Here is a 15672-nt window from a genome sequence, read left to right on the forward strand (position 1 = left end):
ATACAATAGTTGAGACCGATCACCCTGGCACCCCCCGAATCAAGGGGGAAGAATGCTCTTAAAGTCAACCCCTACTCCCCAAGGGCTCCCGGATGCGAGCGGGATCTCCGAGTATAAGAGTCGATCGTGAACCGTATTGCCTTATACAATAGTTGAGAAAACTCACCAAAAATTTGTTTGATAGCAAGATTTTTTATGAATGGTATTACTTAATAATGCTCAGGTGCGTCAGGATGGAAATTATTAGTTTGCGATCGTGACATTTAGACCTGACGCACCCTACAATCAATTATCTCGATCGCACTTTACGGTTGTTCGAGTTGCTCGATCGGCATTTCGATGATAAACTCGGCTCCTTGGCCTAGTGCAGACACGCAACTGAGCATCCCGCCGTGTTCTTGGATAACTTTGTAGGAAATGGACAGGCCCAAACCGGTGCCTTTGCCGGCGGGTTTGGTGGTAAAAAAGGCCTCGAATAACTGCTGGCAAACTTCTTGGGGCATACCGGGGCCGTTGTCAGAAATCCGAATTACAGCCTTGGAGTTTTGGACTTCCGTCTTAATTTTAATCTTGCTGCGGTTGGCTTTGGCTTCGGCAACCGATCGCCCTGCGTTGTATTCCTCGATCGCGTCGATCGCATTTCCGATCAAATTCATAAACACCTGATTGATTTTACCAGAATAGCATTCAACTAAAGGCAAGTTGCCATATTCTTTAATTACTGCAATTTCGGGATAGTTGCCTCGGGCCCTCAGGCGGCTTTGCAGGATTAACAGCGTCCCTTCAATGCCTTCGTGTAGATTAACCTTGGTCATTTGAGAATCGTCTTTGCGAGAGAAATTTCTGAGCGATCGCACAATTTCCCGAATGCGATCGGCTCCAATCTGCATCGAGGATATTGCTTTTGGCAAATCTTCTAACAGAAAATCTAGCTCGATATCCTGAATTTGCGTTTGAATTGATGCCGGCGGCTGCGGGCAGTGTTCCTGATACATATCGAGTAAATTCAGCAAATCTTCCGTGTAGTGGCCGACGTGGACGAGATTGCCGCAGACGCTGCTAACGGGATTGTTAATTTCGTGGGCCACACCGGCTACCATTTGACCGAGTGTAGACATTTTTTCAGTGTGAATTAATACCGCTTGAGTTTGCTGCAATTCCTGCAAAGTATTTTCGAGCTGAAGTTTTTGCTGGGTTAACTCTGTTTGCGATCGCAGCAATGCTTCCTCGCTGCGTTTTTGTTCGGAAATATCAGTAATCAACCCTTCCAAAGCGATCAATTCTCCCGAGTCGGAAAACACTCCCAAACCTTGCTCCCAAACCCATTTGACTTCGCCGTTTTTACAAGTTATGCGGTAATTTAGCTGATAGGGTCGATTTTCTTGCAAGGCAACTTCCACGGCATTACAGAAGATTTCGCGATCGTCGGGGTGAGTCAATGCCGAGAGAGAAACTTGCCGAGTGCTGATAAATTCTTCAGGAGAATAGCCGGATAACTGATAGCAACCTTCGCTGACAAACTCCATACTGCGATCGGCATCGTTGCGAAAGCGGTAGGCCATCCCCGGCAAATTGCTCATCAGCGTGGATAAGGCGCGCTGGCTTTCCCGCAGGGCTTCTTCTGCGTGTTTGCGATCGGTAATATCCGTCATCACCACCAGCACACAAAGTTCCCCCTCCAAATTAATCAATTCGGCTGACACCAAACACACCACCACCGATCCCGACTTCATCCGAAACTCGCATTCCTGATTGCGAACCACACCGTGTACTTGCAGCAATTGTCTAAAATCAAGTCGGTCTTGAGGCCTTACCCAAATATTTAATCCCGGTACTGTGTTGCAGGTCATTTCTTCTAAACTGTAACCAGTTATCGACAGAAAACTATCATTAACTTCTATAAAACGACCCTCGGCAAAAGTAGTAATAGTCATCGGATCGGGACTCGATCGAAAAGCCTTAGAAAACTTTTCCTCCGACAAACTCAACTTTTTAATAGCGTCTTCCAACTGACTTGTCCGCTCTTTTACCCGGCATTCCAACACCTCGTTAGCTTGCTTCAGAGCCACCTGAGCCTGCACGCGCTCGGTGATATCGCGCACCACAGCTTGCAGACCCATTTTGCCGCCGATATCCATAGAAGTTAACAGCACTTCCGCCGGAAACTCGGAACCATCCAAACGGCAGTGCCGCCAGTCAAAACGGCAATTTCCCGTTTCCATAGCCGTACTAATTCGCTCTTGAGACAGACTCATAGAATCTTGTCCGTCGGGTTGCAACAGCGGGCTAAATTCCGAAGGATGCTTGCCGCAAAACTCCGATTCTGTGCTGCATCCAAATAACTTTAAGGTAGCCGGATTGCAATCCAAAAAACCCTCTTCGTCTAGCAGCATTACCGCATCTGTCGTCGATTCGTACAGAGTGCGAAACTTTTTTTCTGAAGCTTGCAAAGAAGCAATCAACTGCATTTTTTCTTCTCCAGCCCGCTTTTGCTTAGTAATGTCCTGCATTACTTGACAAAAGCCCTGCAACTCTCCGCTTTCATCGCGCAAAGGAGTAACAATAATCTTCGCCCAAAATCGGGAGCCGTCTTGGCCCAAGCGCCAGCCTTCACTTTGATATCTACCTGCTGCGGTAGCTGTGACTAATTTTTCTTGCGGTTTGCCAAGGGCAATATCTTCAGGCGTATAAAAAGACTCAGATTTTTTGCCGACTATTTCGTTTTCTGCATAGCCCAAAATCCGTTTCGCTCCGGAATTCCAGCTAGCTACATATCCCTGAGTATCTAACATGAATATAGCATAATCTTTAACACCTTCAATGACCATGCGCAGGCGTTCTTCACTTTCTCGAAGTCTAGCTTCTGCCTGCTTGCGCTGGGTGATATCTTCCACAAAACCTTCGTAGTAAAGCAATTTTCCGGCTGGATTGCAGACAGCCCGGGCATTTTCCGCTATCCAAATTACTGTGCCATCTCGGCGATAAATCTGCGACTCAAAATCTGACACGATGCCGCGCGCTTGCAAAGCAGAAACAAACTCATTGCGGCGATCGGAATTTACGTAAAGCTGATGGCTGATATCAGTCAGACTGGCCATCAATTCTGCTGAGGAATTATATCCGTAGATGCGAGCTAAAGCTGGGTTAGCGCTGATGTAGCGACCGTCATGGGTTGTTTGGAAAATGCCAGACACAGCATTTTCAAACATACTGTAATATTTGGCTTCCATTTGGTGCAGTGCCTCCTCGATATTCGGGCAATCGATCGCTTTGTTTTCCAATGTGTACTCGATCGTTTTGTTTGGTAATTTTTGGTGTCTCACTTTTGAATACCCTGCTCTGTTTTTGTTTGAAATTAAAGCTCTTTGGCGCTCTGTTAGTAGTATAGATGCTGTGTCGCCCGCCGATCGCTCAACCGCCAAGCCGTGCGATTGTTTCTATTGATTATAAATGGCTGGCAACACATATCAGGACACAACTGTGTTGTGTCCCTACAGAATATGTGTATTTGCTCCGAGTTAGTTGTTCGTAGAGTCATGGAAGTTTAACCAGTCGGGCCTGTTTTTCTTTGGGCTACCAATGACTGCCAAAATCGGATTTGCTAATCTATCTGCTGAAAGTTCCAATCGTTTGAGCAAAACCCGCCTCTTAAAAGCTCCCTGAATTTATGAGCAATTATATGCGCTGACATTAGCTGCAAGCCTGTTTACCCTGTTTCAGCAGCGACTCTGAGAACGATCGATCCGAGGTACAGCACCAACTGCCGATTTTTAGGTGGCGATCGGCTGGCATCGAGAGCAAGTAATCCGCCGATCGCCCTGAATGCTTGCCGCCAATGTTGCCAGTTAAAATTGATTTTTAGGCGGCACATAGTATAGCTGAGAGTCGATCGCTCCTGACGAGAGGGGCACCATATTTAAAATTGTCACAATCCGGGGGACGATTGTTGTATCAAAAACTTCATATTCGGATACTGCGGGCGAATAAATTCTGTAGCGGTGCTGTCATTTCGGCAAAAATCTGGGTGGTGGCGGGCAAAATTGGGTCTGCAAGTCTGGTAAAATCCCGATCGACACTCGGTTTTGCCCGACATCATCGATCCCACCCCAGCAAAAAATTCATTGTCGCTACATGACTGACTCTCCCGTACTTGCAACACCAGATATATCCCCAGCTTCAAACCTGACAGCGGATTCTCCCCTGTGGCCAGCCCTGCTGCAACAACTGTTAGACAGACAATCCCTCTCGCGCCCCCAAGCCTGCGAATTAATGCAGGGATGGCTCGCAGAAGCCATACCCCCCGTGCTTTCCGGCGCAATTTTAGCAGCCCTCCAAGTCAAAGGCATCTCTGCCTCAGAATTAGCAGGAATGGCTCAGGTATTGCAGTCTCAATCTCTGACGGGGGAACCGGAGAGCGTTTTCGATCGCCAATCTGCCATCTCCAATCTCAAATTAATTGATACTTGCGGCACCGGCGGCGATGGTGCGTCCACATTTAACATTTCCACCGCTGTAGCTTTTGTGGCCGCCGCGGGCCAAGTTCGAGTCGCCAAACACGGAAATCGATCGGCATCCAGCAAAGTCGGCTCTGCTGACGTGTTGGAAGCACTCGGAGTCAACCTGGGCGCCGATGCTGCGAAGGTAAAAGCTGCTGTGGACGAAGTAGGCATCACATTTTTATTTGCGCCCGGGTGGCATCCCGCACTTAAGGCTGTAGCGTCGCTCCGGCGCACGTTGAAGGTGCGGACTGTTTTTAACCTTTTAGGGCCGCTCGTCAATCCTATGCGCCCTACAGGGCAGGTAATCGGGGTGTTCGATCCCAGTCTGGTATCAACTATTGCCCAAGCTTTGGGCGAGTTGGGGACTGAGTTGGCGGTAGTCGTTCACGGCCGAGAAAAGTTGGATGAGGCGGGTTTGGGAGATGTGACGGATTTGGCGGTTTTGTCGGGCGGCGAAGTTGAACTGACGAGTTTACACCCGGAACAGGTAGGATTGACGCCAAGTGCGATCGGCTCGTTAAAAGGTGGAAATGTTGAGGAAAACGCCGAGATTTTGCGGAACGTTTTGCAAGGCAAAGGTACAGCAGCACAAATGGATGTTGTAGCTTTGAATGCGTCTTTAGCTTTTCAGGTGGGAGGTGTAATTGCGATCGGTTCCCACGCAGCAGGACTCCGTTTGGCTAAGGAGATTTTATCGAGTGGCGAATCTTGGTTGAAGTTGCAGCAGTTGGTGGAGTTTTTGCGGTGAAGAAATAAATTCCGGCCAAGTCGAGAGCGGGTAAAATGACTGATGACTGATGACTAATGACTAATGACTAATGACTGATGACTCCCCTCGGCTTGCTTCGGCGAGAACTCTTCGGACAAGACGCTCCGGCCAAGTCGAGAGCGGGTAAAATGACTGATGACCAATGACTAATGACTGATGACTACTGACTAATGACTGATGACTAATGACTAGACCTCTTGCATAAGTTGAAGGATCGATCCTGTAACCGCAGATGTCAGACAGATAAACACAGATAAACGCAGATAATTTCAGGGCGTTTTCCGATTTTTGCAACAGGTCTACTAATGACTGCTGACTACTGACTAATGACTGATGACTAATGACTGATGACTAATGACTACTGACTACTGACCAATGACTTCAAGATCGCGATCGAAATTCAATGACATCTTGCTTAATAGTCACATCTTTATTACCAAAAAAGTCGTGACCCAACAGTCCGATTTCTAGAGATGGCGAGATGGCTACAACTACATTTTTAACCGCCAGACCCCCAGCTTCAATAGAAGTCAGGCGACCGAGGGGAAAAGTAGCGTCTCCGTTGGGAGTTTTTGCTTGCACTGTTCCCTGGGGAACAACGCCCAAGGCTGTAGCCATTGCTGGTGTAATTACTGTGCCACTGGCTCCTGAATCTACCATCATCTCAAACTTTTGTTGGCCGTTAAATGTGACTTCTATAACCGGGATATTAGCCTCTCGGCGTTTGATTTTTGCCTGAAATACTCCCGATTTGGCGGCCGGCTCCGTAGCGGGCTTCAATTGTTCCGGGAGAAAACCGCAGACAGAGCGGCTCAAGCTGACAGTTTGGCCGCTGGAGTTGCGCATGAAGCATCCCTCGCTCTCTTGAGCCACGGCTCGCGAGGAGTTGACTGCGGTGTAAACTAAAATTGAACTGCTCAGAGAAATAACTGTTGTTAAAGCCAGTAAAGGTTTACGCAGGTTTTGAGCGTTCATCAGAGGCTGTTTTGGGTTGGAGGGTAAAGGTAAGGGAGATTTGCCGGCCATAGTTTGATTAAACAGTTTAGGTCGATCGTAACAGCGACAACTGCCTTTTGGTGTAGATTTAGATTTGACGCCCAGTTTGGGGATTTTAGCTTTGATTTTTGTCATCAAGGGCGCTCTGTCAAAAAATGGTTGACAAATGACAAACAATTTGTTTCAGTAATTGAGAAAGGCTCGCAAGTCAAAACTACCAAAACACGCGATCTAAATTTTTATGGGATTTAGCTACAAACCTTCATTGGACAGTTGACCCCTTGACAGTTGACAATTGACAGCACTTGACAAAAGAAGTCCGAGGATTGGAGCAATGAATCGTCTTCTTTTAATTTATCCTTAAAAAAGAGAGGCTTTCAATTAATTTGTTTTGCCAAATAAAAAACCGCAAAAAAAATATCTGAAAATAAAATAAGATTTTTATTTGGCTAATCAGCCAGAAGTCCCTACTAGGGATAACAATGAAATGAAACTAAACGTAAAGTAATTAAGGATGCCATGTCACTTTCAACTGCACAACCCGCTCTCCTAGTCCTAGCTGACGGTACTGCTTACCGCGGCTGGTCTTTTGGCGCTGACGCCACCGTCGTCGGCGAGGTCGTATTCAACACGGGAATGACGGGCTATCAAGAAGTTTTGACCGATCCGAGCTATTGCGGTCAAATTGTTACTTTTACTTATCCAGAATTGGGCAATACCGGAGTCAATCTCGAAGATGAAGAATCTGCACGGCCGCAAATTAGAGGCGCGATCGCCCGGAACGTATGCAGCCGCCCCAGCAACTGGCGCTGTTCGCAATCCCTGCAAGACTACCTAAAACAGTACGACATCCCCGGCATTTATGGCATTGACACCCGCGCCCTCACCCGCAAAATTCGCACCGTGGGAGCCATTAACGGTGGCATTTCGACCGCGATTCTCGACCAGGCGGAGCTTTTGGAGCAAGTCCAAGACGCCCCCAGCATGGCCGGGTTGAATTTGGTGAAGGAAGTAACCACCCGCGAGGTTTACGAGTGGTCTGAAGCCACAGATGCCGTGTGGGAGTTCAGTCCGACAGTTAAGCCTGCTAGCGGCGAAATGTGGACGGTGGTAGCGCTAGATTTTGGAGTCAAGCGCAACATCCTGCGGCGTTTGGCGAGTTACGGCTGTCGGGTAATTGTTGTACCCGCTGACACGTCAGCCGAGGCAATTCTCAAATACAATCCGGATGGCATTTTTCTGTCCAACGGGCCTGGAGATCCTTCGGCGGTAACGGAAGGGATCGCGACGGCGAAAGCTTTGTTGAAGTCGGACAAACCTGTGTTCGGCATCTGTATGGGACACCAGATTCTGGGCATTTCCTTGGGTGCAGAAACTTTTAAACTGAAGTTCGGCCACCGGGGATTAAATCATCCGGCGGGTTTAACTCAGCAGGTAGAAATTACTAGCCAAAATCACGGTTTTGCGATCGACCCTGATTCCCTAGTCCCGGAAGTAGAAATTACTCACCTCAACTTGAACGATCGCACCGTAGCCGGATTGAAGCACAAAACCTTACCCCTGTTCTCAGTCCAGTACCACCCAGAAGCCAGTCCCGGCCCCCACGACGCTGACTATTTGTTCGATCGATTCGTGCAGTCAATGCGAGACAATCAGAAAGTAGCAGCTTAGCCATCTCTGGGGAGTCCTGCCGTCGGGCCGTCGGGCCGTCGGGCCGTCATCCGTCGGGCCGTCGGGCCGTCGGGCCGTCGGGCCGTCATCCGTCATCCGTCGGGCCGTCATCCGTCATCCGTCATCCGTCGGGCCGTCATCCGTCATCCGTCATCCGTCATCCGTCGGGCCGTCATCCGTCATCCGTCATCCGTCGGGCCGTCGGGCCGTCATCCGTCATGAGACTTGAATTGCCTCAGTCCTTTTAATCAAATTTTCCAGCAGGCGGGATGGCTAACCCCTACTCCCCAAAAAAAATCATTTTTGTGGGATGGACGCTCCTCGCCCGTCATAGCTATTTTTGCAATTGCTGGTCTATCAGAGGCTGTTTGTGTAGATGGCTTCTGACTAATGACTAACGACTTATGACTAAGGACTAATGACTTATGACCAAAAAAACAGTAGACAAAAGACCAAAAAACTCATATAATGAAGCCTCGACTTTAAGCCATATCTAGCTAGGAGGGTGTCATTCCTGAGTCATTGACCCTGACCGTTAGCCTCAGAGGCACTCGCGAAGTCAAGAATAACCATCAGTTATTTCGCTTGACTGGCCTGCTGGACGCTTTTTCTGAGGCCACTTTTCGGAAGGTACTGAGCAAATGTATTGACGAGGGCCCAAAACACGTAATTTTGGACTTGTCTAAGATAGACTTTGTGGATAGTTCTGGCTTGGGCGCACTTGTGCAACTTGTCAAGAAAGCCCAAACCTTGGAGGGGACATTGCAAATTGTCTCAAATCCCCGCGTAACTCAGACTGTTAAACTGGTTCGCTTAGAGAAATTTTTGTCTTTGCAGCCTTCGGTTGATGAGGCGGTTAACAACGTCAAGGATGCTTGACGGCAAAGTGGATTGAATTAGCTATCCGGTTATCAACGCTGGATAGCAAATTTTTATGGTTTTGCGGGTCAAAAAAAATACCGATTTTCCCAGGATCTGCTCTGGGCGCTACTATTTCCCTCGATGCTTTGACGAACCGTGGAGGGGTAGTAAAATATGTGTGGCAAATACGCGGAAAAATGGTATAAAAATTAGGGAACCAGCAGGTCTAAGGGATCGTGAATTACATAATTTACAAAAGCCTGTGGGGTGGGATCTTATAGCCCGCCCTTTCTGGACGGGCTTTATGGCCCATCCCACAAGAACAATCATGCATTGTAAGTTATTTAATTCTCATTCGTAAGCGATCGCGTTAACAAAGCCGTGCAGTCGCTATAATTGCTGAAGTGACAGAAGACGAAATAAGTAAGTTGTAGAAAAACCAAGCTGTGCGGAAGTTTTATTTAAAAAAGTATGTCGCCGATCGCAGATGACGGGCTCAAACAGAGTCTGACTGATATCAGTTTAAATCGAGTGCATCCTGGGAGGGCGACACCAGCAGAAATAGAAAGGATTTCGCCCGCAGCGTGGGCATATTTGGGAGATGCAGTTTACGAACTCTACATTCGGAGTTCGTACTTAATGCCGCCCAGAAGATTGCAAGCTTATCACGAATTGGTGGTGGGGCAAGTACGAGCCGAAACTCAAGCGCGTCACTTGCGATCGATCTCTCCTTACTTGAACAGTACAGAATTAGCAATTGTCAAGCGCGGCCGCAATGCCGTATCGGGCCGTTCTAAGCGAGCAGATCCAGAGATCTACCAACAAGCCAGCAGCTTAGAAACTTTGGTCGGATATTTGTACCTCACCGATCCCGAAAGATTGACCGAAATTATGGCACTTTTAGAACTTGAGACAGAAATGATTTAGCAGTTAAGAGTTGCCAAGGGCGAGGGATTAATTAACAATTAATGCACGGCGGCCAACCGTTCAACAGCAAAAAGCTCGCGCAGGCAAACAGGATTTATCAGTCAATAATTAGCAAGTTTAGCACAGCAAAATCCTTGCTCCCAAACCAGCCGCTCTCAAATCCAAAAACCGCAAGATTGCTCCCTCAATCAATCATCTCAAATCTCAAATCTCAAATCTCAAATCGATTAGCCTTCAGCCAAAACGTTTTGACTACAAAAAACCAATGAGAAAATTTACCAGACCAAACTCTTCGCGATCGAATTCCGACAGCAAGCCATTCAATCGCGAAGGCGGCCGTCAGGACTCACAACCATCCTCTGCCCGCTTTGAACGCAAGCCCCGTCCCGACACTCGCGGAATAGACGCGCCTCAAAAGCGATCGACCTTCTCCTCCCAATCCCGAGAAATGCCCGTGCGATCGATTTACAAACGGAATGTCGATGGCGACAGCCAACCGTCCCTACGCAAAAATCACTACAAAGACAGAGACGCAGACAGCAGCCCGCAGGAATCCCGGGGAAATTATTACAGAGACAGAGACAGAGACAGAGACAGCAGCCCGCAACCAGCCCGCAACAATTTCCGTGACAGAGACAGAGACAGAGACAGCAGCCCGCAGCCACCCCGCAACAATTTCCGTGACAGAGACAGAGACACAGACGGATACAGCAGCCCGCAGCCACCCCGCAACAATTTCCGTGACAGAGACAGAGACAGAGACACAGACAGAAGCAGCAGCCCGCAGCCAGCCCGCAACAATTTCCGTGACAGAGACAGAAGCAGCAGCCCGCAGCCAGCCCGCAACAATTTCCGAGACAGAAACAGAGACAGCAGCCCGCAGGAATCCCGCGGCAATTATTACAAAGACAGAGACAAAAGCAGCAGCCCGCCGGAATTCCGGGGGAATCATTTCCGAGATAGAGACAAAGACAGAGACACTCGCCCAGTTGACACGGCCTCAAATACCGTCGTGCAACCAGACGCAGACACAGACGACATGATTTACGGCCGCCATGCAGTGCAAGCGGCTTTAGAAGCCAACCAAGTCCTCAACCGGATTTGGGTTGTGCCGCACCTGCGCTACGATCCGCGCTTTCACAGCTTGCTCACCGAAGCCAAGGCCAACGGCAGCATTATTGACGAAGTTGACGATTTGCGCCTCGACTACATCACGCGCAAAGCAAACCACCAAGGTGTAGCCGCCCAAGTCTCAGCTTACGAATACCTGGATTTGAGCGAACTGATCGCACAGGCTAAGGCTGCTTGCGAAGATCCGGTTATTGTGGTAGCAGAAGGACTCAACGACCCTCACAATCTAGGGGCGATTATTCGCACCGCCGAAGCATTGGGAGCTCAGGGCATGGTGATTCCCCAGCGGCGGGCCGTTGGAGTTACCTCGGCAGTGAGAAAAGTGGCAGCCGGTGCATTGGAAAGCCTGCCAGTATCGAGGGTTGTGAATCTTAACCGGGCGCTGGAAGAATTGAAAGAGGCTGGATTCTGGATTTACGGCACAGCAGCAGGCGTAGGTGACTCAGTAGAGAAAATCAACTTCTCCGGGCCGACTGTTTTAGTTGTGGGCGGTGAAGCTGACGGTTTGAGCCTTTTGATACAGCGCGGATGTGATGGATTAGTTTCAATTCCTTTAAGGGGAAAGACTCCTAGCCTGAATGTCTCGGTAGCAACGGGAATGGCTTTATACGAAATTTACCGCCAGCGCGGGCCGAAAAAATTTCACGTCCACGGATCGTGAAATTGGTTGAAAAAAACAGCACAACAGAGTAATTTATGTAAGTAGCTAAAACCTGGTTATCGGTGTCTCTAGCTACTTAGACCTCACGAACAAAATCCCGAGTAAAATGTCCCCTGGGAAAATACCTAATATGCACTCAAATTAGAGCGTAAGCTGCATAACAAACAGATAACTCTGAGGAGAAAGTATATTGGTGATTCCCAATTTGTCACCAGCTACGTTGATACAAAAATATGTGAATGCCGCCAAAAATTGAGCGGGAATACACTCGGGACAATTAATAATAGGTCGGCAGCCGTTACGGACAGGCGAAAGTAGAAGGGGCCTTCCCCCTACTTTCAAACAGGAAATCGACACCAATCTATTTAGATATCGGCTTTAAATAGGTTTGGATTGGTTCTTTGTAGCATTAAAGCCGCGTAAATAAAAAAAGCGCAGGCGTTGCCCGCAGCAACCTGAAAACACCGTTAAATAAATTAGAAAAGCAGATGAAAGAACTCTTGATTAGCTTGCTCAACTTTTTCGGATTGGCTTGGTGGGTTGAAGTTAAAACTTCAGCGCCGCGGTGCATTTACTATTTTGGCCCCTTCTTGACGGCTCAAGAGGCGGAATCTGCAAAAGCAGGATATGTAGAAGACATAGAAAATGAAGGTGCAGAAGGTCTTAGTGTTTCCATTCAGCGCTGCAAACCTATTGCTTTGACGGTTGCAGATGATTTGGGAAAGTTTGGTGAGGGAGGGTTTTTGCCTGTTTTGAGCGGTCAGTAGCAGCAGGAGGAATTTTGAGTTGTCAATTCAAATTCGATAATATCGGAATTATACTCCAATACGGTTTAATTAAGACCGATCCCCCCTAACCCCCCTTAGAAAGGGGGGAACAAGAAAGCTCTTAAAGTCCCCGCAACGATTCGGGGGATGCGAGGGGGATCTTCCGAGTATAAAAAGTCTTAAGTAAACCGTATTGAATTATACTCTGCAAGCTAATCCCGATCGCTCTTGGGGACGTTCGCACTGTTTAATTCGGATGCAAACGCAAACGAGATAAATTCAAAACTTTTGACTGTTTGGTGATTAATTGATTCTGAGAAACTCAAAACTCAAGACTCGCAATTGCCCACTGCTTCGGGGAAATTCTCAATCCACCGATCGATATCTGTGACTACCCGATCGGGAATTTCCCAAGGAAACAAGTGGGCTGTATCGGGATAGCACTCCCACTGACAATCCTGGAGGTGGCGGGCTGTTTCTAAACTGGATGCCGAGGTGATGTGTCGATCGCCCTCTCCAGCCAACACCAAGCACGGACATTGAATCTCGCCGAGGTGCAGCAGTCGATCGTATCCTGCCCTGAGAGCTGTATTTAACGCCTTTGTAGCGGCGTTGGAAGTCTGGAGGTAGGCGGGGGTACCGGCCCGTGCTAAGTAGCGGTAAGGGGTCGCTGTATGCTGCTGGATCAAGTAGCGAAAGAGCGATCGCCTGCCAAAAGTATCAATATTCCACTGCCAACCGGGTACCACCCAGTTGATAATTCCGGCTAAACCGGTGTAAAGATTATCTTGCCAAGAAATGGGCGGGTGACTGCCGCGCGGCTTGGCGGCGGATGCCAGGACAATCAAACCAGTGACTCGCTGGGGATATTTCATGGCTAATTCCAGGGCTAAAATCCCTCCTAAAGACCAGCCGATGACTAAAGTGCGATCGACTCCCAATCGGTCTAAAAGTGCTTCTAAATCAAGCAAGTGGTCGGTCATTTCAAAGGGTTTTGAGGTGCGGCTGTTGCCATAGCCGCGCAAGTCTGGGGCGATCGTCCGGAACCGCTTTGATAGGTGTTCTGTAAAGACAGACATACAATCGCCAGAACCGGGATGGCCGTGCAAGCAGAGAATCGGAAATCCTTGTCCTTTGACGGAAACATTGAGTTTTTGATGTGCCATTTTTAAATTTTTGGGTGGTGCGTTATCCCCCGCTATCAATTGTCTGAGGACTTATCTCATGTCCGATCCATTAACCACAATTATCTTCGTTCGTAGTGCGGACTTAAGTCCGCAGCATGAAAGCGGACTTAAGTCCGCACTACGAACTGTAAAAAAATAGTTTCTGGTCACCAGTCCGTAAGTCCTGTGTCTATTCCAGTAGTTAAAAGCTGGGATTATTACTAATATAATCGGCTATTTTAGCAATAGACTGGCGGATTTGTATATCGCCGCTGGTGCGGCTGTCTATCACAGTCATCACGTAGGCTTCGCCGTCAATGTTCATCGCTAAAGTTGTGCCTAGCACCAGGGAATTCTCCCCGGTTTTTTCGCCCAACCACTGAGCTTTAGTTCCTTTCAAGGCGGCAAATCCCAAAGCGCGATCGTACTGGCGGTTGAGAGTTTCTACTAACATTTTAGCGCCTGGTGTTTCGCCGTTGTAAATTTGCACCATCATTTCGGTGAGTTCGTTAGCAGTCACGCGGTTGGGCCCCGAGCCGGGGTTGGCGGGCATAGTTTTTTCCCCCATTAATTTGAAGTTGACGCGGGTGACTTGGTAGCCGCGATTTTCTAAGAATTGATTGATGTAATCGGAACCCAAATAATCGATCAGTTGATTGGTGGCGATGTTGCTGCTGCGATCGATCATTTCTTCTAACAGTAGGTGTACCGGGTAATTGCGATCGGAGACAATCTTTGTCGATGAGTCTTCGGTGAAATTGCCCGAATCGACGAATACTTCATGGTTCAGACTAATTTTTTCTTGGTCGAGTTTTTGCATCAGGGCGACAGCAATCGGCAGTTTAATTAAGCTGGCCGGACTGACAGGAGGCACATCGCCCCGCAGGTTGACGCACTCTCTAGAAAGGTGGCAAATCCCGATCGACGCTCGATTCGACAAACCGCTTGAACGAGCAACCTCCGCCAAAAAATCTGATTTTGCTTGCTGGACTTGAGAGGCTGCTGCTGTTAAATTTTCCCGGTATTCCTGAGCTTTTGAGGCTGTGAGGGGAGCTAAAAATGAATTTTGCGGAACTTCTTGTAAGTTGTTGAGGGCCTGGTGCCACAAAAATTGAGTTTGCTGCGAAGATGCGATCGACTGATTTGACTTCCGTCCCGTTTCTACGGCTCGGTTGGCTAAACGGACTGCTTGCTGTAAGTTGTCGTTAGCTCTCTGTTCTACTAATATTTGAACTTCCACCGCTTGCAACTGCTGTACCAGTTGTTCTTGAGGATTGCCGGCGAAGGGAACTAAGCCCGAGAGCAGGGTTGGTTCTGGGGAGGGTGAGGCGGGTTGTTCTAGTTGGGTGACGAGCCGATCGCGAATTTTGTAGAGTTCGTCTAGGGAACGCGGGTTAGATGATTGAGCAAATGAACTGGCAATGGTTAACACCTGAACCAGTCCGATGCCGGCTGCTACTGCGGCCATTTTGTTTGCGATCGACAAAAAACGCCTGAACCCTGGCATATTCCACATCCTCAACACAACCAAATTCAATCTAAGCAGCTAATGTTACACGAGTCAAACGATTTTAGATTTTAGATTTTAGATTTGGGATTTTAGCTGTAGGGTGCGTCGCGATCGACAATCCTCAAGAAAGAGCGACAATCTCATAGCGACGCACCTCTTCTTTTCAAGGGCCCAGGAACCAACCCAACATTTTTGTCTTAAGCAAGCTTTTTTATAAATGGGCTCGGGTGCGTCGCCGTGAAATTGTCGGTTGAATGCAAGGGATTTATCAAAAGCGACACACCCTACGAATACTGACTGTAGGGTGCGTCGCGATCGACAATCCTCAAGAAAGAGCGACAATCTCATAGCGACGCACCTTTTCTTGTCAAGGGCCCAGGCAACAAACCCAACATTTTTGTCTTAAGGATCGCGAATTAAATAATTTACACAAGTTTGTGGGGTGGGCGTCCCGCCCGCCATGAAGGGACGGGCGAGACGCCCATCCCACAAGAACAAAAATGTAAGTTATTTAATTTTCATTCCTAAGCAAGCTTTTTTATAAATGCGATCGGGTGCGTCGCCGTGAAATTGTCGGTTGAATGCAAGGGATTTATCAAAAGCGACACACCCTACGAATACTAATGACGGCAGGACCAATGACTAATGACCAGCCTTCGGCTTGCTTCGGCTACGCGGTTATCGAGCGAAGTCGAGATACAGCACCAGTCGCTC

At 48.3% G+C, this 15672-nt stretch carries 11 protein-coding genes; 6 read left to right on the forward strand and 5 right to left on the reverse strand.

Features of this window, described 5'->3' with window-relative positions; genetic code table 11:
* Positions 1 to 305: 305 nt before the first annotated feature.
* Positions 306 to 3323 (reverse strand): PAS domain-containing sensor histidine kinase, encoded by a 3018-nt coding sequence (locus QUB64_RS24885; protein WP_333275993.1) that lies wholly within the window; start codon positions 3321 to 3323, stop codon positions 306 to 308.
* Positions 3324 to 3706: 383 nt separating this feature from the next.
* Positions 3707 to 3871, reverse strand: coding sequence for a hypothetical protein (locus tag QUB64_RS24890; RefSeq protein WP_333275995.1), 165 nt, complete (start codon positions 3869 to 3871; stop codon positions 3707 to 3709).
* 260 nt (positions 3872 to 4131) lie between these two features.
* Between QUB64_RS24890 and trpD the strand changes: the two genes are divergently transcribed.
* Positions 4132 to 5247, forward strand: a complete 1116-nt coding sequence (gene trpD, locus QUB64_RS24895; RefSeq protein ID WP_333275997.1) for an anthranilate phosphoribosyltransferase — start codon at positions 4132 to 4134, stop codon at positions 5245 to 5247.
* A 402-nt stretch (positions 5248 to 5649) separates the two neighbouring features.
* Here trpD and QUB64_RS24900 read toward each other — a convergent pair whose 3' ends face one another.
* Positions 5650 to 6399 (reverse strand): retropepsin-like aspartic protease family protein, encoded by a 750-nt coding sequence (locus QUB64_RS24900; protein ID WP_333275999.1) that lies wholly within the window; start codon positions 6397 to 6399, stop codon positions 5650 to 5652.
* 384 nt (positions 6400 to 6783) lie between these two features.
* On the opposite strand from QUB64_RS24900, the gene carA reads away from it, so the two are divergent.
* The 5 genes from carA (at position 6784) to QUB64_RS24925 (ending at position 12282) form a co-directional block, all read left to right on the forward strand.
* The gene (gene carA, locus QUB64_RS24905; protein ID WP_333276001.1) at positions 6784 to 7935 is read left to right on the forward strand and encodes a glutamine-hydrolyzing carbamoyl-phosphate synthase small subunit; all 1152 of its coding nucleotides are present in this window, start codon (positions 6784 to 6786) and stop codon (positions 7933 to 7935) included.
* A gap of 522 nt (positions 7936 to 8457) precedes the next feature.
* Positions 8458 to 8814: an STAS domain-containing protein gene (locus QUB64_RS24910; protein ID WP_333276003.1), complete on the forward strand. Its 357-nt coding sequence runs from the start codon at positions 8458 to 8460 to the stop codon at positions 8812 to 8814.
* Positions 8815 to 9267: 453 nt separating this feature from the next.
* A complete protein-coding gene (locus tag QUB64_RS24915) occupies positions 9268 to 9723 on the forward strand; it encodes a Mini-ribonuclease 3 (RefSeq protein ID WP_333276005.1) in 456 nt (151 codons plus the stop codon).
* A 265-nt stretch (positions 9724 to 9988) separates the two neighbouring features.
* Positions 9989 to 11515 (forward strand): 23S rRNA (guanosine(2251)-2'-O)-methyltransferase RlmB, encoded by a 1527-nt coding sequence (gene rlmB, locus QUB64_RS24920; protein ID WP_333276008.1) that lies wholly within the window; start codon positions 9989 to 9991, stop codon positions 11513 to 11515.
* Positions 11516 to 12003: 488 nt separating this feature from the next.
* A complete protein-coding gene (locus QUB64_RS24925) occupies positions 12004 to 12282 on the forward strand; it encodes a DUF1816 domain-containing protein (protein WP_333276010.1) in 279 nt (92 codons plus the stop codon).
* Positions 12283 to 12611: 329 nt separating this feature from the next.
* On the opposite strand, the gene QUB64_RS24930 is transcribed toward QUB64_RS24925, so the two are convergent.
* Together QUB64_RS24930 and QUB64_RS24935 are read right to left on the reverse strand one after the other, a co-directional pair.
* Entirely contained in the window at positions 12612 to 13448 is an 837-nt protein-coding gene (locus tag QUB64_RS24930; protein WP_333276012.1) for an alpha/beta fold hydrolase, read from the reverse strand.
* Between the two features lie 202 nt (positions 13449 to 13650).
* Complete coding sequence (locus QUB64_RS24935; protein WP_333276014.1) at positions 13651 to 14955, reverse strand: serine hydrolase; 1305 nt, start codon at positions 14953 to 14955, stop codon at positions 13651 to 13653.
* Positions 14956 to 15672 lie beyond the last annotated feature (717 nt).

This window comes from Microcoleus sp. Aus8_D2, assembly GCF_036702665.1.
Classification (GTDB): domain Bacteria; phylum Cyanobacteriota; class Cyanobacteriia; order Cyanobacteriales; family Microcoleaceae; genus Microcoleus.